Consider the following 22,079-nt stretch of genomic DNA (forward strand, 5'->3'; position numbering starts at 1 on the left):
CAGCCCCATGTGAGCTCATGGGGCCGCCGAGGGAGGCCGCATGAGCGCACAGGCGGCTCGCTCGCACATGAGCATCGGGGAGGTGCTCGCGCTGCTGCGGGGCGAGTTCCCCGACGTGACCATCTCCAAGATCCGGTTCTTGGAGGGTGAGGGGCTGATCGAGCCCGAGCGCAGCCCGTCCGGCTACCGTAAGTTCACCCACCTGCACGTAGAGCAGCTGCGCTTCATCCTGACCGAGCAGCGTGACCACTACCTGCCGCTGCGGGTGATCAAGGACAGGATGGCGGAGAGCTTCGGCCGCCCGCGCGCCGTGCAGGAGAAGCGGGAGGTCCGGCTCAGCCGGGCCGAGCTGCTCGAGGCGGCGGGGATCGACGAGGAGACGCTCACCGAGCTGGAGGACTACGGGCTGCTCGCCCCGGTGGCCAGGCGCTACGACGAGGAGGCGCTCAACGTGGCCCGCAGCGTCGGCGCCCTGGCCCGCTTCGGCCTGCACGCCCGCCATCTGCGCGCGGTCAAGGCGGCGGCCGAGCGCGAGTGCGGCCTGGTCGAGCAGACCGTCGCCCCCATACTCAAACGGCGGGCTCCCGGCGCCATCGGAGAGGCGGACGAGGCCGCCAGGGAGCTTTCCGCACTCCTGCTCGATTTGCACGCATCCCTTGTGCGGTCGGGGATCCGGTCCGTTCTGGGGCGCTGAGACCCAGTCGAGCTGGGAGGTGGAGGCGCGTTCCATGCCCGCCGGGTGTTACGTTGAATTGCAGTAGCCAGTCAGCAGAAGCGACGAGCCAAATAACTGTGCCGGATGACCGGTCAGGAATACGGAGCAGCCCGTGTTGCAGATGGAGGTCGTGGGCGTTCGAGTAGAAATGCCCACAAATCAGCCGATCGTCTTGCTCAAGGAGGCACACGGGGAGCGGTTCCTTCCTATATGGATTGGCATGACCGAGGCGACAGCCATCGCTCTGGCCCAAGCGGAGGAGCCACCTCCGCGGCCGCTCACCCACGACCTCTTCCGAGACGTGCTGAGCGCTCTGGGCGTAGGCCTGCGAGCAGTCAACATCGTCGCCCTGCGCGACGGCATCTTCTTCGCCGACCTGGTGTTCTCCAACGGCGTGGAGGTGAGCGCGCGGCCGTCCGACTCGATCGCGCTCGCCCTGCGCACCGGAGCACGCATCTTCGCCAGCGAGGAGGTCGTCCAGGAGGCCGGGGTCATCATCCCGGATGACCAGGAGGACGAGGTGGAGAAGTTCAGGGAGTTCCTTGACACGATCACACCCGAAGACTTCGGCAGGGCGGGGTAGGTATTTCGGTGCATTTACGCTTCACGACGCGCCGAGCCGGATCGTTGACTGAGCATGGTCACGGTCCTACGGTGCAAGTGAAACCCGTGGTCGCCCTTTACGAACCCCCAGATCAGGCCACGGGATGAGAGAAAGCCGGAGGTCCGCGTGGCGGTCAGCAGCGGCGAGGGAAAGACAGCCGGCCAGGAAGATCCGGTGCGGCGCGAGAGCGCGCGGCAGCGTGCCGGGGAGCAGGGTCTGCTCTTCGACGAGCAGCCGGCGTCGCTGCCAGGCGACATCGGATACCGCGGGCCGACGGCCTGTGCGGCGGCCGGCATCACCTACAGGCAGCTCGACTACTGGGCGCGCACGGGCCTCGTGGAGCCCACGATAAGAGCCGCGCAGGGCTCAGGCTCCCAGCGGCTCTACAGCTTCCGAGACATCCTGGTGCTCAAGGTCGTCAAGCGGCTCCTCGACACCGGGGTGTCGCTGCAGCAGATCCGCACGGCCGTGCAGCATCTGCGTGACCGCGGGGTCGCCGACCTCGCGCAGATCACGCTCATGAGCGACGGCGTCAGCGTCTACGAGTGCACCTCGGCCGACGAGGTGATCGATCTGCTGCAGGGCGGTCAGGGCGTGTTCGGCATCGCGCTGGGCCGGGTCTGGCGTGAGGTCGAGGGATCCCTCGCGGAGCTGCCGGGGGAAAGAGCAGCGGTCGAGGACACCGTCCCGGCCGACCACCCCGCTGACGAACTCGCCCGCCGCCGCCGCGCGCGGCGCATGGGCTGAGCGCGAACCCCGCCGCCCGCGTGGGCCCCCGAACGGGGCCCCCTACGCGCGGGCGGACTAATCACGCCCTGTCGTGGAAATTCGCCCGTAACGGATAGGGTTGTAATCTAGGACAGCAAGGCTGACGACCCCGTGCGGGAGAGTCTCCGGGCCTACGGGTCCCGGGGCGCCGAAGGAGCAACCCTCCCCGGAATCTCTCAGGCATCCCGTACCGCTCGGGCGAGGCAACTCTGGAAAGCAGGCGCACCGGCCAGGCGCGTCTCACCGACGGTGCAAGCCCCGTTTTCGGGGTGAAGCTCTCAGGTCGCGGTCCCGCCGCGCTGACAGAGGGGGAGATCCGGCACTCGCCCGCGCCCTGGCGCCGGTCTCCATAGCCTCGGGAGGCACTTTTCATGACCGACCTGTCAGCCCCGCCGTTCTCATCCAGGCACATCGGCCCGTCGGAGTCCGAGCAGCAGCGCATGCTCGAGACCGTGGGCTTCGAGTCCGTGGCGGATCTGGTGGCCGTGGCCGTTCCCGAGGCCATCAGGGCCAAGGACCGGCTCAATCTGCCCGCCGCCGTCGGGGAGGCCGAGGCCATCGCCGAACTGCGCGCCCTGGCCGGGCGCAACCGCGTGCTCACCTCGATGATCGGCCTGGGCTACTACGACACGATCACGCCCGCCGTCATCCGCCGCAGCCTGCTGGAGAACCCGGGCTGGTACACCGCCTACACCCCGTACCAGCCGGAGATCTCGCAGGGCCGCCTCGAGGCGCTGCTGAACTTCCAGACCGTCGTCTCCGACCTGACGGGCCTGCCCGTCGCGGGCGCCTCCCTCCTCGACGAGGGCACGGCGGCCGCCGAGGCGATGACGCTGGCCCGCCGCGCGGGCAAGTCCAAGAGCGACGTGTTCGTGGTGGACGCCGACGCGCTGCCGCAGACCAAGGCCGTGCTCGCCACCCGGGCCGAGCCCCTCGGCATCGAGCTGGTCGAGCACTCCCTCGAGGGTGAGCTGCCCGAGTGCTTCGGCGTGCTCGTGCAGTACCCGGGCGCGTCGGGCCGGCTGCGCGACTTCCGCGCCGTGGCCGCCGCCGCGCACGAGGCGGGCGCGCTCGTCGTGGCCGCCGCCGACCTGCTGGCCCTGACGATCGTGGCCGCCCCCGGCGAGCTGGGCGCCGACATCGCGATCGGGTCCTCGCAGCGGTTCGGGGTGCCGTTCGGGTTCGGCGGGCCGCACGCCGCGTACATGTCCGTACGCGAGGGCCTGCAGCGCCAGCTCCCCGGGCGGCTCGTCGGTGTGTCGGTGGACGCCGACGGCGACCCCGCCTACCGGCTGGCCCTGCAGACCCGCGAGCAGCACATCCGCCGCGAGAAGGCCACCAGCAACATCTGCACCGCGCAGGTCCTGCTCGCCGTCATCGCCAGCATGTACGCCGTCTACCACGGCCCCGAGGGGCTGCGCGGGATCGCCCACCGGGTGCACCGGCACGCCGTGGCCCTTGCGGGAGGGCTGCGCCAGGCGGGGCTGGAGGTCGTGCACCCCGAGTTCTTCGACACCGTGCTCGTACGCGTTCCCGGCCGGGCCGCCGCCGTGGTCGCCGCCGCCGCCGAGCGGGGCGTCAACCTCTGGCAGGCCAACGACGACCACGTGTCCATCTCCTGCGACGAGAAGACCGGGGCCGCCGAGGTGGCCAAGGTGTGGGCCGCGTTCGGGATCGAGCGCACCGACGTGGACCTGGACGCCGACGCGTTGCCCGCCTCGCTGCCGCGCGAGTCGGCGTACCTGACCCACCCGGTCTTCCACAGCCACCGCTCCGAGACCGCGATGCTGCGTTACCTGCGCAAGCTTCAGGACAAGGACATCGCCCTCGACCGCTCGATGATCCCGCTCGGCTCCTGCACGATGAAGCTGAACGCGACCACCGAGATGGAGCCGATCACCTGGCCGGAGTTCGCCGCGATCCACCCGTACGCGCCCGACGAGCAGGCTGAGGGCTACCGGGAACTGATCGGCACGCTGGAGGACTGGCTGGCCGAGGTGACCGGCTACGACCGCGTCTCCATCCAGCCGAACGCCGGCTCGCAAGGGGAGTTCGCCGGGCTGCTGGCCATCCGCGCCTACCACCGCGCCAACGGCCAGGACGGGCGCGACGTCTGCCTCATCCCGTCCTCGGCGCACGGCACCAACGCGGCCAGCGCCATCATGGCGGGCATGCGGGTCGTGGTCGTGGCCTGCGACTCCGACGGCAACGTCGACCTGGCCGACCTCGACGCCAAGATCGACAAGCACCGTGACCAGCTCGCCGCGATCATGGTGACGTACCCCTCGACGCACGGAGTGTACGAGGAGACGATCACCGAGGTGTGCGCCAAGGTGCACGACGCCGGCGGCCAGGTCTACGTGGACGGGGCCAACCTCAACGCGCTCGTCGGGTTGGCCAAGCCGGGCGAGTTCGGGGCCGACGTGTCCCACCTCAACCTGCACAAGACGTTCTGCATCCCGCACGGGGGCGGCGGTCCCGGCGTCGGCCCCGTCGCGGTACGCGGCCACCTGGCTGCCTACCTGCCCGGCCACCCGCTGCACAACGGCACGCCGGTGGGGCCCGTCTCGGCGGCGCCGTACGGGTCGGCGGGGATCCTGCCGATCTCGTGGGCGTACATCAGGATGATGGGCTCGGAGGGGCTCACGGCGGCCACCGAGCAGGCCATCCTGTCGGCGAACTACCTGGCCAGGAGGCTCGCCCCGCACTACCCCGTGCTCTACACGGGGCGCGGCGGGCTGGTGGCCCACGAGTGCATCGTCGACCTGCGGCAGATCACCAAGGAGACCGGGGTCACCGTGGACGACGTGGCCAAGCGCCTCATCGACTACGGCTTCCACGCGCCCACCATGTCCTTCCCCGTCGCCGGGACGCTGATGATCGAGCCGACGGAGAGCGAGGACCTCGGGGAGCTCGACCGGTTCGTGGACGCGATGATCGCCATCCGCGGGGAGATCTCCAAGGTGGCGTCCGGCGAGTACGACAAGACGGACAACCCGCTGCGCAACGCGCCGCACACGGCCGAGTCGGTCAGCGCGGACGAGTGGCGGCACCCCTACTCGCGTTCCGAGGCGGCCTATCCGGTGCCGTCGTTGCGGGACGGGAAGTACTGGGTGCCGGTGCGGCGGATCGACCAGGCGTACGGTGACCGCAACCTGGTGTGCTCGTGCCCTCCGCTGGAGGCGTACGAGGACTAGGAGATCAGGCGGGGCGGCGTCCGAAGCCGGTCAGTCCATCCGCGTCAACTGAGCAGACATGATCGACAGAAGTCGTTAGGCTCGGTGCGACCGTCGCCAGAAGGAGCTCTCTTGACGTCCTCAGAGCTGGAGACCCCGCCTCTCGACATCGCCCGCCGCCTGGCCGAGAGCGGCGACCTGGACGGCGCCGCCGCCATACTCGCCGAGCTGGTCGCCGACCCCGACGGTCCCGACCGGGCTCAGGCGGCCGTCGGGCTCGCCGTGGTGCTGGAGGAGCGCGGCGACGTGGAGGCCGCCAGGGCCGCCGCCAGGACCGCGCTGGCCACCGGACACCCGGAATACGCCGCCCAGGCCGCCTGCCACCTGGCTCAGGGGTTCGAGCGGGAGGGGCGGCCCGAGCAGGCCAGGGCCGCCTGGCAGGCCGTCCTGGGGGTCGGTACGGCCACATACGTGCCGCTGGCCCACCTCGCGCTGGCCCGGCTGGCCGTGGGCTCCGGCAACCCGGCCGAGGCCGAGGAGGAGCTGCGCGCCGCCATGGAGGCCGGTGACCCGTACGTCGGCGCCCACGCCGCCCAGCAGCTGGCCGGCCTGCTGCTGGAGCAGGGGGAGCCCGGGGCGGCGGCCGACGTGCTCATGGACGCCCTCGAGGTCGCTCCGCCCGAGGAGGTGCCGGGGCTGCGGGTCCAGCTCGGGATCGTACATCTGGATCTGGCCTGCGCGGAGTTCGCGGAGAGCGTCGAGTACGGTGCGGATCCGCAGACCAGCGCCCTGGCCATCGAGCTCCTGGCCCGGACCCTGCCGCTACGGGGACGCGACGACGACGCGGGCCGGGTGTGGTCGTACGGGCTGGAGCACGAGGACGAGACCCTCGCCGCCGAGGTCCGCCTCCGCTACCACCGCGACACCTGACCGAGAGCCAGGCTCACTGGTAGTACCCCTCGACCGGGACGCGCGCCTCCTCATACAGGCCCGGGCCCTCATGCGGCACATGCGGCCAGCCGCCACCCGGTTTGAGGCCGGTGAGCTGCTCCTCGGAGAGGGCGAACACGACGCGGCCGAGCCCGGACCGCTGGATCGCCCCCGTGCACATGGTGCAGGGCTGGCAGCTCGTGTACATGGTCGTGGCGGCCGCGGTGGCGGGATCGAGCTCGCGGGCCGCCCAGCGGGCCAGTTTCAGCTCGGGATGCGCGCTGATGTCGGCGTCGGTGAGTGTGGTGTTCCGCTCCTCGGCGAGCACGCGGCCGTCCGGACCTGCCAGCAGCGAGCCGAACGGCGGGTTGCCGCCCGCCCGAGCCGCGGCGGCGAGCTCGATCGCACGGCGCAGAAGTCGTTCCTCGTCCTGTGTCACAGTTGCTCCATTCGCGGGTGAAGGTCCCAATGAGCGGCGACGGCGGCGAGCATCTGCCATTTCGCCTCGGGGTGGAGGGTCTCGTCCGGGTCGCCGTCGAACGGGTCGAGCACGACCGTCTCGGCGCCGAGCAGCCGTAGCTGTTCGAGGTCCTCTATGACCTGGCCGATGGTGCCCTCGCCGGCGAGGCGGTCGGGACCGGTGACCTGCGATCGGGTGATCCGCAGGATGATGCGCGGGACGAAGGCAGGTGCCGGCCGGTCACCGGCGATGGCCTTCACCCGGTCAACGGCGTCGCGCAGCCAGGGGAGAGTGTTGCGGAGCGGGTGCCACGCGTCGCCGAGGCGAACCGCCCGGCGGATGCCGGCGTCGCTGTTGCCGCCGATCCAGAGCGGTATCGGTCCGGCGCGGTAGTCCTCGGTGTCGTCCCGGGCGGCCCGGATCGCCAGGAGGGTGTCGTCGGTGAGTTTCCCGCGCCGGCCGAACGGCACGCCCAGCGCCGCGAACTCCTGCCGGGCCCAGCCGGAGGCCACACCGAGGACCAGCCGGCCGCCGCTGAGCTGGTTGAGGTTGGCGGCCATGCGGGCGGTCAGGAGCGGGTGCCGGTACGGCGCTATGAGCACCGTGGTCCCGAGCCGGACCCGGCCGGTGATGCCGGCGAGCCAGGCGAGGGTGGTGAACGGCTCATAGAACGGCGCGGGATACTGCTCGGCGACATCGGGCGTCACCACGACATGGTCGGAGACCATCAGCAGATCGAAGCCCAGCCCCTCCACCGTCTGCGCCCAGCCACGCAGGACGCCGGGGTCGGTGCCGGGCCCGAAGTTCGGAACGTTCACACCTATTCGCACTGGTTCAGGCTATCCAGGCGATCACCATGTGATTAAGAGATTCCTTCCGGCATAAGCGGAAGATATCCGGGATTCTGCCGGTATGTTTGCCGGATGGCCGAGAATCTCGACGCGACCGACTGGACGATCCTCGTAGAGCTCCAACGAGACGGCCGCGTCCCGTTCACCGAACTGGCCCGGCGCGTGAACCTCAGTTCCTCGGCGACGACCGAACGGGTGAGACGCCTGGAGTCGATGGGCGTCATCGCCGGCTACCACGCCGACGTCGACCTGGAGAAGGCCGGGTTCGCGGTGCTCGCCGTCGTACGCCTCAAGTACCCGGGCAACCGGCACGAGCCGCTGCACCGGCTGCTCTCCGAGCGGATGGAGATCCTGGAGTGCCTGCGGACCACCGGCGACGACTGCTACACGCTGAAGGTCGCCGCGGCGTCCATGCGGCATTTGGAACGGCTGGTCGGCGAGCTCGCCGAGTTCGGAAGCACGACGACCAGCATCGTTTACAGCCAGACGCTGACGTACCGCGGTCCGCAGCGCCCGCCGGACGCCTGATGGCACGTGCACGGCGGGGCACTCCCGTGGCCTGCGCCGAGTACCCGCGAGGTTCAGTTGCGGCGCATCACGGCTCCGGCGGCGGCCACGTTGATGATCACGATCGCGATCCACGCGATCGTCAGCCCCGTCAGACCCGCGTAGCCCGCCGCGATGGCCGTCAGCGGGATGCCGATGCCCATCGAGCCCAGCGCGATCGGGATCATGGCGGCGCCCGGAGTGCTCTTCTTGCGCGGCGCGGCGCCGTGATGGTCCAGCTCGGCCCGCACGCGGGCGGAGATCGTGGCGTCGAGGCGCTCCACGAACGACTCGACGAGCGCGGCTTCGTACTCGGGACCCAGGTCGCGGCGGGCGTCCAGCGTGGCCTGCAGTTCATCCCGGATGGGGCGCGTGTCTGGCATGTGAGCAATCATCCACCGCGTACGGCACGCCGTCATCCGACCTGAGAGCTAACGTGAGATCCTCCCCAGGTACGGTGCTGGCATGGAGGTCATGACCCCGCGAGGGCCGGCGCTCGTCCAAATGGACGAGGTCGCGGAGCCGCGGCTGCTGCTGGTGCTCACCCATGGGTCGTCCGGGGGAGTGGACGCTCCCGACCTGCTGGCCGTACGGGACGCCGCGTTGAGGGCCGGGGCCACGGTGGCCAGGGTGACGCAGGCGTTCAGGGTGGCGGGGGCGCGGGCGCCGGGCTCTGCGGTCAGGCAGGACGAGGCCTGGGAGATCGTGCTCAAGGAGTTGCGTAAGCGCCGGCCCGGGCTGCCTGTCGTGCAGGGCGGGCGGAGCAACGGGGCGCGGGTGGCCTGCCGTACGGCCAGGGCGGTCGGCGCGGCCGCGGTGGTGGCGCTGGCCTTTCCGCTGCACCCGCCGGGGAAGCCGGAACGCTCCAGGGCCGATGAGCTACGTGGCGCCGGGGTGGACGTGCTGGTGGTCAACGGGGACCGGGATCCGTTCGGCGTGCCGGAGGCCGAGGACGCCGCACGCCTGGTGGTGCTGCCGGGAGAGGGACATGATCTGAAAAAGGACCCCGCCCGGGTGGGCGAGGTCGTGGCGGAGTGGATCGTCCACTACGCGTAGTTCACGCGGCGCCGACGACGGGCCGGTGCGGTTCGATGGTGGCGCCGCTGGGAAGAAGCTCCCCGGTGTCCTCGAACAGGACGACGCCGTTGCAGAGCAGGCTCCACCCCTGCTCGGGGTGGCAGGCGAGAGTGCGTGCCTTCTCGCGGTCAGGCGCCTCGGCATCCGGACAGGCCGGGTCGTGCGGGCACATCGGCGTGCCTCCGATATCTCGTGGGATGCTCCCGTTTGGAGGGTCCGGGAGCCGGCTCGGATAGTTGTACTGGCAAGTGTGCGACGGATGTCACACTCTCGGCATAGCCCGTTGCGGACCCGTTACGGGAGATTTGCCCGGTCGTGTGACCTTCGACACAGCGTGCCTTATGCAGAATAACGGGCCAAGCGTGACACGCGCACTACCTTTGCAATCCCTTGAGCAGAGCGTCGAGTCCGCGCTCGAAATCCACATCGGCTCTTTCGTCACGCCTGACCCACTCGTCAACCTCGGGATCGGCCCAGCCCGACTGCTGCACCTCGACGGCCACACTCCCGAACACGAAGGCCCGCAGCGCGCGTACGGCCTCCGCCGCGCCGGGCAGGCCGCCTTCGGTCAGTTGCTCCGTCTGCTCCCTGATGGCGAGGGCTGTAGCGCCTTTGGGCGGTTTGGTCAGGGCCAGTGCGAGTACGCCCGGATGCTCGCGCAGGAGCTCCCTCTCCGCTCTGCACCATGCCTTTGCGGTCTCCTGCCAGGAGGGCCCCTGCTCGACGTGGACCGTGGTCACGTGCTCGGCCAGGGCGTCCATCAGCGCCTCCTTGCCCCGGGGCAGGTGGTGGTAGATGGCCATGGCCTCCACCTGCAGGGCGTCGCCCAGGCGGCGCATGGTGAGCCGGCGCAGGCCCTGGCTGTCGGCGATGTGGAGCGCGGCCTCGATGATGCGCTCGCGGGAGAGCGGGACGGGCGGTCTCTTGGCGGGCATGGAGATCATCTTACTTCGTAAAGGCCGCCGCGCCGGGCCGATTTCCCGCTGTGTCGCGCGACGGCGTACCCTTGGCGCTTGAACGAGTAATGGCAGCGTGAAGGGGCAGGTTCGATGGCGTTTTTCCGTCCGCGGGTGAGCCGGGAGGCTGAGGTTCGCTACCACGCGGACCAGGAGATCTCCAAGAGCTATCCCGAGTTGCTCGAGAAGGCTCGCCGGGCCGAGGAGACGGTGCGGGAGCTGCGGGCCGCCGCTGCCGACGAGATCGAGCTGCTGGCCGCCGGGCGGGAGTTCGACCGTACGCTGACGGACGCGCTGCGTGCCGCCGAGGCGGGGCAGCGGTCCACGTTCGGGGTGAAGTCGTACGACAACCGGATCGCGCGCCGCAAGGCCAAGGCGACGCCCGCGGGGGCCATGTGGACGGCCGAGGTCGATCGGCTGCGCACGCTCCGCGAGGACAACCGGCTGTGGGGGATCCCCCGCGTGCCCCGTTCGGTGCCCGCGACCCTCTGACACAAAGGTTTCTGGCGGTTTCCAGGGCCTCGCGGCGGCCGAACTACGCCGCTGTCACCCACGCCCGCACGAGTGCCGGGCCGGTGAGGAGCGGTTCGACGCCACGCGTGCGGCAGGTGTCTTGTGCTGTTGCGTTTGGCGCTGCCGGCCGCGGGCGGGAGTGGCGGGGGGCCTTGCGCCGAGTCCCTTCGCCGGGCGTCTCGCCGACGCGGGCCCGCAAGGCGAGAGCCGTCGGCATGGCCCCGCCGCGCGCGAGGCCGGTAGGCCGTCTGGGGCCGGACACGGTGAAGCCCCGGCACATCCTCCCTCGTTGTGCCGGGGCTTCCCGGAATGTCAGCTGGCCCAGTCGAGCAGCGGACGGGTGTTGCTCGGGTGGCGGAGCTTGGAGAGGGACTCCTTCTCCAGCTGGCGGATCCGCTCCCGCGTCAGCCCCAGGTGCTTGCCGATCTCGTCCAGCGTGTGCGGCTTGCCGTCCACCAGGCCGAAGCGCAGGGCCATGATCTTCGACTCCCGGGGCGAGAGGTTGTCGAGGACGCCACGCAGCTGGTCGCCCAGCAGCTGGCGGTCGACGATCTCCGAGGCCTCCGGCGAGTCGACGTCCTCGATGAGGTCGCCGATCGTGGTCTCCCCGTCCTCACCGATCGTCGCGTTGAGCGAGATCGGCTGACGGCTCGTCCGCAGCAGCTCCTCGATCTGGTCCGGCGTCTTGTCGAGCTCGACGGCCAGCTCCTCGGGCGTGGGTTCGCGCCCCAGGCGCTGGTGCATGTCACGCTCGATGCGCGACAGCTTGGACAGCATCTCCAGGACGTGCACGGGCAGCCGGATCGTACGGGCCGAGTCGGCGAAGCCGCGCTGGATGGCCTGCCTGATCCACCACATGGCGTACGTGGAGAACTTGAACCCCTTGGTGTAGTCGAACTTCTCCACCGCCCTGATCAGCCCCAGGTTGCCCTCCTGGACCACGTCCAGGAGGGACATGCCGCGGTCGGTGTACTTCTTGGCGACCGACACCACGAGCCGGAGGTTGGCCTCCAGCATGTGGTCCTTGGCCTGCTTGCCGTCCTCGACGACCAGAAGCAGGTCCTCCCGGTAGGAGGGGGACAGGTCGGGCTGCGTCTCCAGCTTGTACTCGGCGTACAGGCCCGCCTCGATCCGCCGGGCCAGTTCGACCTCCTGCGCGGCTGTGAGCAGGGTGCGGCGGCCGATGGACTTCAGGTAGGTGTGCACGGAGTCGCCCATGGCCGACTGCGTGTCGTCCAGGTCGATCTGCTCGTTCTCGATTTCGGCGTCGTCGGAGCTCAGAGCGAGGTCTTCAGGGACGTCCTCCTCGTGCTCCGGCTTCGTCTCGGACGGGGTCACAGCCTTGGCGGCGGTTTCCGTGGCGGTTTTTGCCTCGGCCACCTTGCGGCCGGTAGTCTTTGCACGCGCAGGCTTCCTGGGCGTCTTCTTAGGGGCGGTCTTGCTGAGAGACGGTTCGTTCTCGGCAGCCAGGCTCACGCCGCTCTCCGAGAGCTCGCGCAGGATCGTGCGGCCTTCAGAGGGGCTGATACCGGCCTCCGCGAACGCGTCACGCAGCTCCGCCAGAGAAAGGTGACCCTGGGCTCGCCCTCGTTCAATCAGTTGGTCGAGAGTCGCAGGTGGGGTCGCTACGGCGGTTCTGGGCATGAGGACACCTCCTCCGTACGGAGTCGAAGCGATCAGGCAGGTTGTGGTGGGGCGGCTTCTGTCCGCACGGCGCACCAGTATCAATAACGCCAATCGCCGTCATTTGTTCCCGGGGGGACGAAAAAGGGGCGGATCGCCCCAAAGGAACGACCGCCCCCTTCCCCTGAGTCTTATTCCCGAACCTCGATCTCTCCAGCCGAGACTTCGGGCATGGGCATCGGCTGGGCGTCCTGCATGCGCTGGTCCGTCCAGTAGTCGATGACGGTGCGAGGGTCGGGATTGACCTCGTGCGAGACCACGATGCCGTCATCGCCGGCCGTCGGGGACGGTGACGCCTTCTCCACCACGGCTCTGGTCTCCTTCGCGACCTGGTCGAGCTTGCCCGCCGAGGCGGCCGCCGCGATTGAGGCGCCTCCGGCGACGATCGCGCCGACGACTGCCGCGGATGCCCACATCTTGCGGGTCTGATCCATGAAGGCTCCCTCCTTCTCCCCAATTTGACGCAGCCGCAACTCGTCAGGTTCCTGCCCGAAGCCGTACCAAATCGGTCTTGCCGTTCGGCAGCAACGGGAGCTGGGGCACCAGGCGAAGATCGCGTGGTGCGGCGTGAGAGGGAAGCCTATCGCGGCAGTATGCCCGCAATTGAGCAAGCGTAGGGGGCGTGTCGGGGTTGGCGGGGACCACCACGGCGGTGACACGCTCGCCCCATTCCAGGTCGGGCGTGCCGACCACGGCCGCGTCGGCCACCTCGGGGTGGGTGCAGAGCACCGTGACCACGGCGGCCGCCACGACCTTCTCGCCGCCGGTGTTGATCACGTCGTCGGCCCGGCCCAGCACGCGCAGCCGGCCGCCGGTCAGTTCGCCCAGGTCGGAGGTGCGGAACCAGCCGCCGTCGAACGGATCGGGCCCGCCGAAGCGGTAGCCCGAGAACAGCACGGGCCCGGAGATCCTGATCAGGCCGTCCTCGCCGATCTTGAGATCTACATTGTAAAGGGGCTGGCCGTCGTACACGCAGCCGCCGCACGTCTCGCTCATCCCGTACGTCGTCACGACCCGGGCACCGAGGTCACGGGCCTGGTCCACCAGGCCCGGCCTGGGCGCGGCGCCGCCGAGCAGGATCGTGCGGAACACCGAAAGGTCCGCCCCCAGCTCGACCAGCCGGTGGAGCTGGGTGGGGACGAGGGAGACGTGGCCGGCCCCCGAGCGAAGGACCTCGTCAGGGTCGAACCTGGCGTGGATGATCGGCTCGCTGTCCGACAGCAGGGCGCGTACCAGGACCTGGAGGCCGGAGATGTGGGAGACGGGCAGGCAGCACAGCCAGCGCTCGCCCTTGGAGGCCTCCACGCGGCGCAGCGAGGCCGCGGCGGAGGCGCGCAGCGCGGTGGCCGAGAGCATCACGCCCTTGGGCGCGCCGGTGCTGCCGCTGGTGGCGATCACGACCGCCACGTCGGAGGGCACGCCCGTGCCGTCGCTCTGGAGCGCGCCGTTGACGTGGGTGGGGCGCAGGGCGGCGATGGCGGCCTCGGACTGGCCGGGAGCCAGGGGGAGCACGGCCGGGCCCTCGCCCGACAGGGCGTCGCGGACGGCCCTGAACAGGGCAGGGCCGGGAGGCTGCACAATGGCATGCAGCGGACGGTCCGGATGCGACGGGTTCCTCCACATGCTCGTAAGGTTAGTGGCGACAGGTCGGATTGAGGCGCAGGGAGGGTCGTGACGCGTTCTCCCGTGGTCTTCCGCATCCCCATGCGCACGCGGTTCCGTGGGCAGACCGTCAGGGAAGGCGTGCTGCTGCACGGTCCCGCGGGGTGGGGGGAGTTCTCCCCGTTCCCGGAGTACGGCCCGCGCGAGTGCGCCCGTTGGCTGGCATGCGCCCGTGAGGCGGCGTTCGAGGGATGGCCCGAGCCGGTGCGCGACAGCGTCCCCGTCAACGCGACCGTGCCCGCTGTGGGGCCTGAGCAGGCGTACGACATCGTCCGGTGGTCCGGCTGCGGCACGGCCAAGGTGAAGGTGGCCGAGCGCGGTCAGACGTTCGACGACGACGTGGCCAGGGTGGAGGCCGTGCGTGACGCGCTCGGGCCGGGCGGCCGGCTGCGGGTCGACGCCAACGGCGCGTGGGACGTCGACGAGGCGGTGCGGCGGCTGAAGCGGCTCGACCGGTTCGACCTGGAATACGCCGAGCAGCCGTGTGCCACGCTGGAGGAGCTGGCGGCGGTGCGGCGGGCGTGCGACGTGCCGATCGCGGCCGACGAGTCCATCCGCAGGGCCGAGGACCCGCTGCGGGTGCGGGCGGCGGAGGCCGCCGACATCGCGGTGGTCAAGGTGCAGCCGCTCGGCGGCGTGCGCAGCGCGCTGCGGGTGGTGGAGGCGTGCGGGCTGCCCGCCGTGGTCTCCAGCGCCGTGGAGACGTCCGTGGGGCTGGCGGCGGGTCTGGCGCTGGCGGCGGCGCTGCCGTCGTTGCCGTACGCGTGCGGGCTCGGCACGATGGCGCTGCTGACGGGCGACGTCGTGGACGATTCGCTGGCGCCCGTGGACGGATGCCTGACGGTACGCCGTCCCTCGGTGAATTTTCAGCATTTGTCGGCATTTGAGATTGAATCTCCCCAGTGGCTTCGCCGGATGCAGGAGGCGTCACTTTGAACCCCGCTACCGCGCTGGCCACGGTGCTGGTCGACGAGCTGGTGCGCTGCGGCCTGACCGACGTGGTGCTGGCCCCCGGCTCGCGCTCGGCCCCTCTGGCGCTGGCCCTGCACGCCGAGTCGCGGGTGCGCCTGCACGTGCGCATCGACGAGCGGTCGGCGTCGTTCCTGGCGCTGGGGCTGGCCAAGCGCTCCGAGCGGCCCGTGGCGCTGATCTGCTCGTCCGGCACGGCCGTGGCGAACTTCCACCCGGCCGTGATCGAGGCGGGTGAATCGGGCGTGCCGCTGCTGGTGCTGACCGCCGACCGGCCGCCCGAGCTGCGCGGCACCGGCGCCAACCAGACGATCGACCAGATGAAGCTGTTCGGCACCGCGGCCCGGTGGTTCGCCGAGGTGGGGGTGCCCGAGGACCGTCCCGGGCAGGTGGCCTACTGGCGTTCGCTGGCCTGCCGCGCCTATCAGCGCGCCCTGGGCCCGTCCGACCCGGGGCCCGTTCACCTGAACCTGGCGTTCAGGGAGCCGCTGATCCCCGACGGCGACTCCTCGTGGTGCGAGCCGCTCGACGGCGGCGCCAACGGCCCGTGGGTGCGCGCCAGGGTCGCGCCCCCGCCGGTCGCCCTGCACATCCCGCCGACCAGGCGCGGCGTGCTGGTGGTCGGCGACGGCGCGGCGAACGTGCGCCGATACGTCGCGGCGGCGGGCATGGCGGGCTGGCCGGTGCTGTCCGAGCCGAACGGCGGCGGCCGTTACGGCGACCACGCCATCTCGACCTACCACTACCTGCTGGGCACGCCGGAGTTCGCCGACTCGCACAGGCCCGACGTGGTCGTGACGCTCGGGCGGCCGGGGTTGTCGAGGCCGCTGCTGTCGTGGCTGAAGCGGGCGGGGGAGCACATCGTGGTGGCGCCCGACCTGGCCCGCTGGCCCGACCCGACCCGGTCGGCCACGCAGGTGGCGCAGGCCGTGGAGATCCCGGTGGCCGCCGGCGACGACACGTGGCTGCACGCCTGGCGGCAGGCCGACCTGGCGGTCAGGTCGTCGATGGACGCGGTGCTGGACGCGTCCGGCACGAGCGAGCCGCGCCTGGCGAGGGACCTGGTCGACTCGCTGCCGAACGGCGCGCTGCTGTTCTGCGGCTCCTCGATGCCCATCCGCGACCTGGACCAGGCGATGCGGCCGCGGCGCGGCATCAGGCTGATGGCCAGCAGGGGCGCCTCCGGCATCGACGGCGTGGTGTCCGCGGCGATGGGGGCGGCGCTGGCGCACAACGGGCCCTCCTACGCGCTGATCGGCGACCTGTCGTTCCTGCACGACCAGAACGGGCTGATCCTGGGGCCGCGCGAGCCCCGCCCCGACCTGTGCTACGTGGTCGTCAACAACGACGGCGGCGGCATCTTCTCGCTGCTGCCCCAGGCGGCGGTGCGCGACCCGTTCGAGCGGGTGTTCGGCACGCCGCACGGGGTGGACCTCGGCTATGTGGCGGCCGCGACGGGCACGCCGTACACGCTGGTGGGGGACATCAGCGACCTGCCCAAGGCGCTGCGCGGGGAGGGGCCGCGCGTGGTGGAGGTGCGCACCGACCGCGAGGAGAACGCGATCGTGCACGCCCGCCTGCGGGAGGTCGCGCAGGAGGCCGTCCACTCCTTCCTCGACGATCAGCACTGATCGGCTCCACCGGCTTCGCCGCATCACCTGCCACCTCCCGCAGGGACCCGTCGAAAGTGCGGCCGGGCGGGGAGGCACAGGACGGCCGTGCTGACGTGCGGCGAAGAGCGGCCTAGGCGCCGAGCGCGTCGAGGAGGCGGTTGAGCGGGCTGTCCAGGCCGTAGCGGTCGGCGAGCCGTACGAGGGCCTCCGGGTCGCGCGGCTTGGCGGGCAGAGTGAGGTCGGCGGGCGGCAGCGGCGCGTCGGGGGCCACCTTGACGACGGCGGGGGCGGCGCTCAGGTAGTCGCGGGCGGCGGCCAGGCGGGTGCGGCTGCCCGCGGGGAATCCGTCGGTGGCGCCCGCGTCGAGGGCTTCGAGCAGGGCGTCGAGCGAGCCGAAGCGGGTGATGAGAGCGGCGGCGGTCTTCTCGCCGACGCCGGCGACGCCGGGCAGGCCGTCGCTGGGGTCGCCGCGCAGAGTGGCGAAGTCGGCGTAGGCGCGCCCGGGGATGCCGTATTTGGCGGTCACGAACGCCTCGTCCACGATCTGCAGGTTGCGGATGCCTCGGGCGGTGTAGAGGACGCGTACGGGGCGGGCGTCGTCGACGAGCTGGAACAGGTCGCGGTCGCCGGTCACGATGTCGACGGCGCCCGTGGCCTGGTGGGTGAGGGTGCCGATCACGTCGTCGGCCTCGAAGCCGGGCGACTCCAGGCGGGCGATGCCGACGGCGTCGAGCACCTCCTGGATGACCGCGATCTGCGGGACGAGCGCCTCCGGCACCTCTTCGGCGTCGCCGTGGGCGACCCGGTGCGCCTTGTACGTCGGGATCGCGTTGACGCGGAAGGCCGGCCGCCAGTCGGCGTCCATGGTGGCCGCGAGCGCGGTGGGGGAGTGCTGGCGGACGAGGGTGGCGATCATGTCGATGAGGCCGCGTACGGCGTTGACCGGGGAGCCGTCGGGGGCCTTGATCGACTCCGGCACGCCGAAGAAGGCGCGGAAGTAGAGCGACGGGGTGTCGAGAAGCATCAGCACGCGTCTATGGTCGCACCCCTGACAAGCCCTTACATGCTTTGCCCAGGTACGGCCACCGCCAGGAGGCAGGCGTCGTCCTCGGGGTTCGGGCCGCCGATGTCGGCCAGGAGGTGGTCGAGCCCGGCGTCCAGGTCGCGGGCGGGCACGTCGCGGGCGGCTGCCAGGGCCAGGTCGAGGCCGACGTCGATGTCGCGGGTGCGCCGCTCGACCAGCCCGTCGGTGAACATCAGCAGCAGGTCCCCGGGCAGCAGCCGGGTGGTCGCCAGCTCGTACGGGCGCTCCGAGGCGGCGCCGAGCAGCACGCCGCGCGGCTGAGTGAGCTGGCTGGCGACCCCGTCGCGCACGAGGATGGGCGCCAGGTTGCCCGCCTGGCTCCAGGCGAGCACGCGGGTCTCCGGATCCAGATGGCCGATGATCGCGGTGGCGGTGGTCTCCTTGAGCTGGTGCAGGACGAGGTCGTTCAGCCAGGCCAGGAGCCGGTGCGCGGGCTGGCCGGTCATGGCGAGGCCGACGAGGGCGTGGCGGAGCTGGGCCATGTGGGCGATGGCGGGCAGTCCGTGGCCGGAGACGTCGCCGATGGCCAGCAGCAGGCGTCCGTCGGCGGCGGGGGCGGCCTCGAACCAGTCGCCGCCCAGGTTCGCGGTCTTCTCGGCGGGCACGTACCGGACCGCGACGTTGGCGTGCGGCAGGTCGAGGCGTCCGGCGTAGTCGGGGAGGATGGCGTCGCGCAGGGCGAGCATGACGTGGCGTTCCTCGGCGGCCTGTTCGCGGGCTTCCAGGAGCTGGCGGCGTGACTCCGACATCATGCGTTCGGCGCGGCGGCGGCCGGTGATGTCCTGGATGACGCCGTGCAGGCCCACGGGGCCGCCGGGGCCCATGAGCGGTTCGAGCACGACGCGCAGGTCGCGCAGCTCGCCTCCGCGCCGGATGCGGAACTCGGCCTGGACCGGCTCGACGCCTTCCATGGCCGACCACAGGAGCCGGCTGAGGGTGCCCACGTCGTCATGTTCGACGTGTTTGGCCAGCTCGGGCAGGGCGATCGGGCCGTCGGCGGGGTCGCGGCCGAAGATCAGGTACACCTGGCCGGACCAGATCGTCTCGCCGGTGTGCATGTGCCACTCCGCCCAGCCCATGTTGCCGAGCCGCTGTGCGTGCGCCAGCCGGGCGGCGAGCATCTCGGCGTCGCTGCCGTCGCTGCCGTCGCTGCCGTGGCTGTGGTGGCTTTCGTGGCTGAGCAGCTCGGCCGCGCCGATGACGTCGACCATGGTCCTACTCTCGAAGTGCAGTCGAACTGGACAATTGACCCCACACTACGTGATCAACTCTGGACGGAGTGTAGCGATGGGCTGCTGTGTTGTGAGAGCTTTTCGCGGATTTTAGAGGGCGCGGTCCGAGTAGATTATGGGCTGTGACGTCCTCAGACTTGTATCCCGTGTCCCGTCTCGCCGCCGTCCAGGAGGCCACCGCCAAGGCCGGTCTCGACGCCCTCCTGCTGACGCCCGGGCCGGATCTGCGTTATGTGAGCGGATATGAAGCCAAGCCGCTGGAGCGGCTGACATGCCTCGTGGTGCCCGCCACCGGTGACCCGTACATGATGGTGCCCCGCCTGGAGCTGCCCGCGGCGGAGGCGTCGCCCGCCTCGCGGCTGGGGCTGGAGTTCGTGGCGTGGGACGAGACCGACGACCCGTACGCCCTCGTGGCCGCCCGGCTCGGGCGGGTCGGCAAGGTGGGGCTGGCCGACCGGATGTGGGCCATGTCGTCGCTGCGCTTCCGCGAGGTGCTGCCGGAGTCCGAGCAGGTGCTGGCCGGGACCGTCCTGCGGGAGCTGCGCATGCGCAAGTCGCCCGCGGAGGTCGCCGCGCTGCGCGAGGCCGGAGAGGCGATCGACGCGGTGCACCGGCGCGTGCCGGAGTTCCTGCGGGCCGGGCGCACCGAGCGCGAGGTCGGCAGGGACATCGCGGAGGCGATCCTGGCGACGGGCCACGCGACGGTCGACTTCGTCATCGTCGCCTCCGGACCGAACGGCGCCAGCCCGCATCACGACGTGTCCGACCGGGTGATCCAGGCGGGCGAGCCGGTCGTGGTCGACATCGGCGGCCAGCTGCCGAACGGATACTGCTCGGACTCGACCCGCACGTACAGCGTCGGGGAGCCGCCCGCGGAGTTCAGCGCGTACTACGAGGTGCTGCGCCGGGCGCAGGACGCGGCCTGCGCGGCGGCGCGGCCTGGGGTGTCGTGCGAGTCGATCGACGCGGCCGCCCGCGACATCATCGCGGAGGCGGGGTACGGCGACTACTTCATCCACCGGACCGGGCACGGGATCGGCATCGAGACGCATGAGGAGCCCTACATCGTCTCGGGCAACGGGGCGCCGATGGAGCCGGGCTTCGCGTTCTCGGTGGAGCCGGGGATCTACCTGCCCGGCCGGCACGGGGCCCGAATCGAGGACATCGTGGTGTGCACGGACGCGGGCGCGGAACGCCTCAACAACACACCCCGCGACCTTGTCATCGTGTAGGTGAGCCAAGGGCGGCCCACCCCTTGACCGGCGAGGTGGTGGGCCGGCTGACGCCCGGCCCGGGCTTGGGTGCCTTGCGTGACATTCCTGAACGGCCCGGAGGTGGGCTGCCAGGCGGGGTGGCGCGTTGGTGTGGCACAGTCGCTGTCATGTTCGCGGAGGTCACCTACGCCAGCCGGCCCGGGTCAGAACGGCCCAACGAGGACCTGGTGATCGCCGGGCCGTCGTGGATCGTCGTGCTCGACGGGGCCACGGCGGCGGCCGGGGTGGACAGCGGGTGCGTGCACGATGTGCCGTGGCTGGTGGCGCGGCTCGGGAGCGCGCTGGCGGCGGGGCTGGTGGCCGACCGGCCGGAAACGTCGCTGACCGGCATGCTGGAGGCGGCCATCGAGGCGACGATGGCGGCGCACTCCGGCACCTGCGACCTCGGCAACCCCGACTCGCCGTCCGCGACGGTGGCCATGGTGCGCAGCGTCCGGGGACGTGTGGAGTACCTCGTGCTCGGGGACTCGCCGGTCGTCTTCGCGCCGGCGGGCGGCGGGGTCCGGGTGGTGAGTGACGACCGGTTGGAGGGGCTGCCGGGCGGGCGGCCGTACACGGTGGAGCTGGTGCGGCGGATGCGCAACGCGCCCGGCGGGTTCTGGGTGGCGGGCAGTCGCCCTGAGGCGGCCCGGCAAGGGGTGTGCGGTGCGGTGGTGGACGTGCGCGGAGTGGGGGTGCTCACCGACGGGGTGTCGCGGCTCGTCGAGTGGTACGGGTGGAGCTGGGGTGACCTCGTGACGGCGCTGGAGGGGGAGGGACCGGAGGCGGTGATCCGGGCGGTACGGGAGCTCGAGAGAACCCGGGGACCGGTGCGGGGCAAGCGGCATGACGACGCCACCGCCGCCTGGGGCCGGGTCGGATCCCGGACCCCCGAGGAAGTCAGATCAGGATCCAGGTGGTCACCACCGGGCCGCCGCGCTCGGGGCTGACCCGTAGCCGCAGCGGCCCCGGCGCGAGTTCCCCTGTGGTGAACCGGCCCAGCTCGTCCGCGCGCACGCGCGTACCGCCGTCGCGGCGCTGCACCACGATGTCCGCCGGCCCGCCGCCCGACAGCCGCCCCACCAGCCGCCCGCCGGCCACCTCCAGCTCGACCACCACCTCGCCCGCCGCGAACGTCAGCAGCCGCGCCCGCCCCCCACCCCGCACCCGGGTCGCCGACAGCTCGTCCCACGAGTCGAACATCAGCTCGGCCAGCTCCGCGTCCAGGGACCTGAGCGCATACGCCCGCATCGCCTCCTCGAACAGCTCCGCCGGGACCGGGTCGAGCCGCTCGGCGGTCGCCCGGAGGAGTTCCTCCAGCTCCATGTCCCCGTCGTCCACAGCGTCGTTCACGGCGTCGTTCATGGCGTCGTCCATGCCGTTCACCCCCGGATGTCGCTCACGCCGCGCTGGTTCATCAGCACGCCCAGCCGCTTGAGGCACCGCCCCCTGTTGGGCCCGATGCTGCCGACCGCCATGTCCAGCCCGTCCGCGATTTCCTGATAGCTCGGCCGCGGCGAGGCGATGAGGACGCGCAGCAGCCGGCGGCAGCGCTCCGGCAGCTCCTCGAACGCGCTCCACAGCGCCTGTTCGCGCTCGGCCCGCTCGTTCTCCTCCTCGGCCTCCAGCAGCAGGAGCTCCGGCGAGCGCTCGTCGACGTCCATCCCCAGCAGCTCCAGGTCGCCGACCGGAAGGGCCCTGCCGCCGGTGCGCAGGACGCGCAGCGCCTCGTGCCTGGCGGTGCTGGCCAGCCAGGAGCCGGCCCGCGCGGGATCTCTGAGCCTGGTCAGGTGTTCGGCGAAGCGGTACCAGGTCGTCTGGCACACGTCCTGGGCGTCGGCGGCGTTCACGAGGTAGCTCCGCGCCACGGCCCACACCAGCCCGCTGAAGCGCTGGTAGAGCTCCTTCCACGCGCCCGCGTCGCCGTCCGCGGCAGCCGCGACCAGAGTTGCGGTGTCGTCCACGGCGGCGGCTCCCTGTGTTCAGG

The 22,079-nt window shown here is 71.3% G+C and carries 24 protein-coding genes and 2 riboswitches; of the genes, 12 read left to right on the forward strand and 12 right to left on the reverse strand.

Features of this window, described 5'->3' with window-relative positions; translation table 11 throughout:
* Nucleotides 1-40 precede the first annotated feature (40 nt).
* From ftsR to ACQPWU_RS26275, 5 genes are all read left to right on the forward strand, one after another.
* Nucleotides 41-694, forward strand: coding sequence for a transcriptional regulator FtsR (ftsR, locus tag ACQPWU_RS26255; RefSeq protein WP_433444372.1), 654 nt, complete (start codon nt 41-43; stop codon nt 692-694).
* Between the two features lie 133 nt (nt 695-827).
* A complete protein-coding gene (locus ACQPWU_RS26260) occupies nt 828-1,298 on the forward strand; it encodes a bifunctional nuclease family protein (protein WP_090771501.1) in 471 nt (156 codons plus the stop codon).
* Nucleotides 1,299-1,445: 147 nt separating this feature from the next.
* Complete coding sequence (locus tag ACQPWU_RS26265; protein WP_433444373.1) at nt 1,446-2,066, forward strand: MerR family transcriptional regulator; 621 nt, start codon at nt 1,446-1,448, stop codon at nt 2,064-2,066.
* A 125-nt stretch (nt 2,067-2,191) separates the two neighbouring features.
* A riboswitch (glycine riboswitch) is annotated at nt 2,192-2,290 on the forward strand.
* Nucleotides 2,291-2,403, forward strand: a riboswitch (glycine riboswitch).
* A 55-nt stretch (nt 2,404-2,458) separates the two neighbouring features.
* The gene (gene gcvP / locus ACQPWU_RS26270) at nt 2,459-5,284 is read left to right on the forward strand and encodes an aminomethyl-transferring glycine dehydrogenase (RefSeq protein WP_433444374.1); all 2,826 of its coding nucleotides are present in this window, start codon (nt 2,459-2,461) and stop codon (nt 5,282-5,284) included.
* Nucleotides 5,285-5,395: 111 nt separating this feature from the next.
* The gene (locus ACQPWU_RS26275; protein WP_433444375.1) at nt 5,396-6,193 is read left to right on the forward strand and encodes a tetratricopeptide repeat protein; all 798 of its coding nucleotides are present in this window, start codon (nt 5,396-5,398) and stop codon (nt 6,191-6,193) included.
* A 13-nt stretch (nt 6,194-6,206) separates the two neighbouring features.
* Here the strand turns inward: ACQPWU_RS26275 and ACQPWU_RS26280 are convergent, their stop codons facing one another.
* On the reverse strand, nt 6,207-6,632 hold the full coding sequence (locus ACQPWU_RS26280; protein ID WP_360708695.1) for a nucleoside deaminase: 426 nt from the start codon (nt 6,630-6,632) through the stop codon (nt 6,207-6,209).
* Complete coding sequence (locus tag ACQPWU_RS26285; RefSeq protein ID WP_433444376.1) at nt 6,629-7,483, reverse strand: LLM class flavin-dependent oxidoreductase; 855 nt, start codon at nt 7,481-7,483, stop codon at nt 6,629-6,631. Before ACQPWU_RS26285 ends, ACQPWU_RS26280 begins: the two co-directional genes overlap by 4 nt.
* 93 nt (nt 7,484-7,576) lie before the next feature.
* Between ACQPWU_RS26285 and ACQPWU_RS26290 the strand changes: the two genes are divergently transcribed.
* Complete coding sequence (locus ACQPWU_RS26290; protein ID WP_433444377.1) at nt 7,577-8,032, forward strand: Lrp/AsnC family transcriptional regulator; 456 nt, start codon at nt 7,577-7,579, stop codon at nt 8,030-8,032.
* A gap of 53 nt (nt 8,033-8,085) precedes the next feature.
* On the opposite strand, the gene ACQPWU_RS26295 is transcribed toward ACQPWU_RS26290, so the two are convergent.
* A complete protein-coding gene (locus ACQPWU_RS26295) occupies nt 8,086-8,433 on the reverse strand; it encodes a hypothetical protein (RefSeq protein ID WP_360708704.1) in 348 nt (115 codons plus the stop codon).
* Nucleotides 8,434-8,515: 82 nt separating this feature from the next.
* On the opposite strand from ACQPWU_RS26295, the gene ACQPWU_RS26300 reads away from it, so the two are divergent.
* Entirely contained in the window at nt 8,516-9,106 is a 591-nt protein-coding gene (locus ACQPWU_RS26300; RefSeq protein WP_433444378.1) for an alpha/beta hydrolase family protein, read from the forward strand.
* A 1-nt stretch (nt 9,107) separates the two neighbouring features.
* Here the strand turns inward: ACQPWU_RS26300 and ACQPWU_RS26305 are convergent, their stop codons facing one another.
* The gene (locus ACQPWU_RS26305; RefSeq protein WP_138669881.1) at nt 9,108-9,299 is read right to left on the reverse strand and encodes a DUF5999 family protein; all 192 of its coding nucleotides are present in this window, start codon (nt 9,297-9,299) and stop codon (nt 9,108-9,110) included.
* A 202-nt stretch (nt 9,300-9,501) separates the two neighbouring features.
* Entirely contained in the window at nt 9,502-10,062 is a 561-nt protein-coding gene (locus ACQPWU_RS26310) for a TetR/AcrR family transcriptional regulator C-terminal domain-containing protein (RefSeq protein ID WP_433444379.1), read from the reverse strand.
* Nucleotides 10,063-10,176: 114 nt separating this feature from the next.
* On the opposite strand from ACQPWU_RS26310, the gene ACQPWU_RS26315 reads away from it, so the two are divergent.
* Nucleotides 10,177-10,575, forward strand: a complete 399-nt coding sequence (locus ACQPWU_RS26315) for a hypothetical protein (RefSeq protein ID WP_433444380.1) — start codon at nt 10,177-10,179, stop codon at nt 10,573-10,575.
* A gap of 333 nt (nt 10,576-10,908) precedes the next feature.
* Here the strand turns inward: ACQPWU_RS26315 and ACQPWU_RS26320 are convergent, their stop codons facing one another.
* The 3 genes from ACQPWU_RS26320 to ACQPWU_RS26330 all read right to left on the reverse strand — a co-directional run bounded on the left by ACQPWU_RS26320 (nt 10,909) and on the right by ACQPWU_RS26330 (nt 13,902).
* The gene (locus ACQPWU_RS26320; protein WP_433444381.1) at nt 10,909-12,240 is read right to left on the reverse strand and encodes an RNA polymerase sigma factor; all 1,332 of its coding nucleotides are present in this window, start codon (nt 12,238-12,240) and stop codon (nt 10,909-10,911) included.
* Between the two features lie 170 nt (nt 12,241-12,410).
* On the reverse strand, nt 12,411-12,713 hold the full coding sequence (locus tag ACQPWU_RS26325; protein ID WP_433444382.1) for a hypothetical protein: 303 nt from the start codon (nt 12,711-12,713) through the stop codon (nt 12,411-12,413).
* 43 nt (nt 12,714-12,756) lie between these two features.
* Entirely contained in the window at nt 12,757-13,902 is a 1,146-nt protein-coding gene (locus ACQPWU_RS26330) for an AMP-binding protein (protein ID WP_433444383.1), read from the reverse strand.
* An 81-nt stretch (nt 13,903-13,983) separates the two neighbouring features.
* Between ACQPWU_RS26330 and ACQPWU_RS26335 the strand changes: the two genes are divergently transcribed.
* Together ACQPWU_RS26335 and menD are read left to right on the forward strand one after the other, a co-directional pair.
* Nucleotides 13,984-14,877: an o-succinylbenzoate synthase gene (locus ACQPWU_RS26335; RefSeq protein ID WP_433445291.1), complete on the forward strand. Its 894-nt coding sequence runs from the start codon at nt 13,984-13,986 to the stop codon at nt 14,875-14,877.
* The gene (gene menD / locus ACQPWU_RS26340) at nt 14,874-16,541 is read left to right on the forward strand and encodes a 2-succinyl-5-enolpyruvyl-6-hydroxy-3-cyclohexene-1-carboxylic-acid synthase (RefSeq protein ID WP_433444384.1); all 1,668 of its coding nucleotides are present in this window, start codon (nt 14,874-14,876) and stop codon (nt 16,539-16,541) included. Before ACQPWU_RS26335 ends, menD begins: the two co-directional genes overlap by 4 nt.
* Before the next feature lie 112 nt (nt 16,542-16,653).
* On the opposite strand, the gene ACQPWU_RS26345 is transcribed toward menD, so the two are convergent.
* Both ACQPWU_RS26345 and ACQPWU_RS26350 read right to left on the reverse strand, forming a co-directional pair.
* Nucleotides 16,654-17,547, reverse strand: a complete 894-nt coding sequence (locus ACQPWU_RS26345) for a 5'-3' exonuclease (RefSeq protein ID WP_433445292.1) — start codon at nt 17,545-17,547, stop codon at nt 16,654-16,656.
* Between the two features lie 35 nt (nt 17,548-17,582).
* Nucleotides 17,583-18,818, reverse strand: coding sequence for a PP2C family protein-serine/threonine phosphatase (locus ACQPWU_RS26350; protein WP_433444385.1), 1,236 nt, complete (start codon nt 18,816-18,818; stop codon nt 17,583-17,585).
* A 158-nt stretch (nt 18,819-18,976) separates the two neighbouring features.
* Between ACQPWU_RS26350 and ACQPWU_RS26355 the strand changes: the two genes are divergently transcribed.
* Both ACQPWU_RS26355 and ACQPWU_RS26360 read left to right on the forward strand, forming a co-directional pair.
* Nucleotides 18,977-20,071: a M24 family metallopeptidase gene (locus ACQPWU_RS26355; RefSeq protein ID WP_433445293.1), complete on the forward strand. Its 1,095-nt coding sequence runs from the start codon at nt 18,977-18,979 to the stop codon at nt 20,069-20,071.
* A gap of 149 nt (nt 20,072-20,220) precedes the next feature.
* Nucleotides 20,221-21,042 carry a protein phosphatase 2C domain-containing protein gene (locus tag ACQPWU_RS26360; protein ID WP_433444386.1) on the forward strand — a complete coding sequence of 274 codons (822 nt, stop codon included), beginning with the start codon at nt 20,221-20,223 and terminating at the stop codon, nt 21,040-21,042.
* Here ACQPWU_RS26360 and ACQPWU_RS26365 read toward each other — a convergent pair.
* Together ACQPWU_RS26365 and ACQPWU_RS26370 are read right to left on the reverse strand one after the other, a co-directional pair.
* Nucleotides 20,993-21,469, reverse strand: a complete 477-nt coding sequence (locus ACQPWU_RS26365; protein WP_433444387.1) for a hypothetical protein — start codon at nt 21,467-21,469, stop codon at nt 20,993-20,995. The genes ACQPWU_RS26360 and ACQPWU_RS26365 overlap by 50 nt on opposite strands.
* A gap of 5 nt (nt 21,470-21,474) precedes the next feature.
* Nucleotides 21,475-22,056: an RNA polymerase sigma factor gene (locus ACQPWU_RS26370; protein ID WP_433444388.1), complete on the reverse strand. Its 582-nt coding sequence runs from the start codon at nt 22,054-22,056 to the stop codon at nt 21,475-21,477.
* Nucleotides 22,057-22,079 lie beyond the last annotated feature (23 nt).

This window comes from Nonomuraea sp. CA-141351, assembly GCF_050944675.1.
Lineage (GTDB): Bacteria > Actinomycetota > Actinomycetes > Streptosporangiales > Streptosporangiaceae > Nonomuraea.

Excerpts from the sequence above, each read along its gene's own strand:
- ACQPWU_RS26290 (WP_433444377.1), top strand. The coding sequence starts at position 7,577 with ATGGCCGAGAATCTCGACGCGACCGACTGGACGATCCTCGTAGAGCTC.
- gcvP (WP_433444374.1), top strand. The coding sequence starts at position 2,459 with ATGACCGACCTGTCAGCCCCGCCGTTCTCATCCAGGCACATCGGCCCG.
- ACQPWU_RS26300 (WP_433444378.1), top strand. The coding sequence starts at position 8,516 with ATGGAGGTCATGACCCCGCGAGGGCCGGCGCTCGTCCAAATGGACGAG.
- ACQPWU_RS26350 (WP_433444385.1), bottom strand. The coding sequence starts at position 18,818 with ATGGTCGACGTCATCGGCGCGGCCGAGCTGCTCAGCCACGAAAGCCAC.
- ACQPWU_RS26345 (WP_433445292.1), bottom strand. The coding sequence starts at position 17,547 with ATGCTTCTCGACACCCCGTCGCTCTACTTCCGCGCCTTCTTCGGCGTG.
- ACQPWU_RS26295 (WP_360708704.1), bottom strand. The coding sequence starts at position 8,433 with ATGCCAGACACGCGCCCCATCCGGGATGAACTGCAGGCCACGCTGGAC.
- ACQPWU_RS26305 (WP_138669881.1), bottom strand. The coding sequence starts at position 9,299 with ATGTGCCCGCACGACCCGGCCTGTCCGGATGCCGAGGCGCCTGACCGC.
- ACQPWU_RS26330 (WP_433444383.1), bottom strand. The coding sequence starts at position 13,902 with ATGTGGAGGAACCCGTCGCATCCGGACCGTCCGCTGCATGCCATTGTG.
- ACQPWU_RS26310 (WP_433444379.1), bottom strand. The coding sequence starts at position 10,062 with ATGCCCGCCAAGAGACCGCCCGTCCCGCTCTCCCGCGAGCGCATCATC.
- ACQPWU_RS26315 (WP_433444380.1), top strand. The coding sequence starts at position 10,177 with ATGGCGTTTTTCCGTCCGCGGGTGAGCCGGGAGGCTGAGGTTCGCTAC.
- ftsR (WP_433444372.1), top strand. The coding sequence starts at position 41 with ATGAGCGCACAGGCGGCTCGCTCGCACATGAGCATCGGGGAGGTGCTC.
- ACQPWU_RS26360 (WP_433444386.1), top strand. The coding sequence starts at position 20,221 with ATGTTCGCGGAGGTCACCTACGCCAGCCGGCCCGGGTCAGAACGGCCC.
- ACQPWU_RS26365 (WP_433444387.1), bottom strand. The coding sequence starts at position 21,469 with ATGGACGACGCCATGAACGACGCCGTGAACGACGCTGTGGACGACGGG.
- ACQPWU_RS26325 (WP_433444382.1), bottom strand. The coding sequence starts at position 12,713 with ATGGATCAGACCCGCAAGATGTGGGCATCCGCGGCAGTCGTCGGCGCG.
- ACQPWU_RS26320 (WP_433444381.1), bottom strand. The coding sequence starts at position 12,240 with ATGCCCAGAACCGCCGTAGCGACCCCACCTGCGACTCTCGACCAACTG.
- ACQPWU_RS26335 (WP_433445291.1), top strand. The coding sequence starts at position 13,984 with ATGCGCACGCGGTTCCGTGGGCAGACCGTCAGGGAAGGCGTGCTGCTG.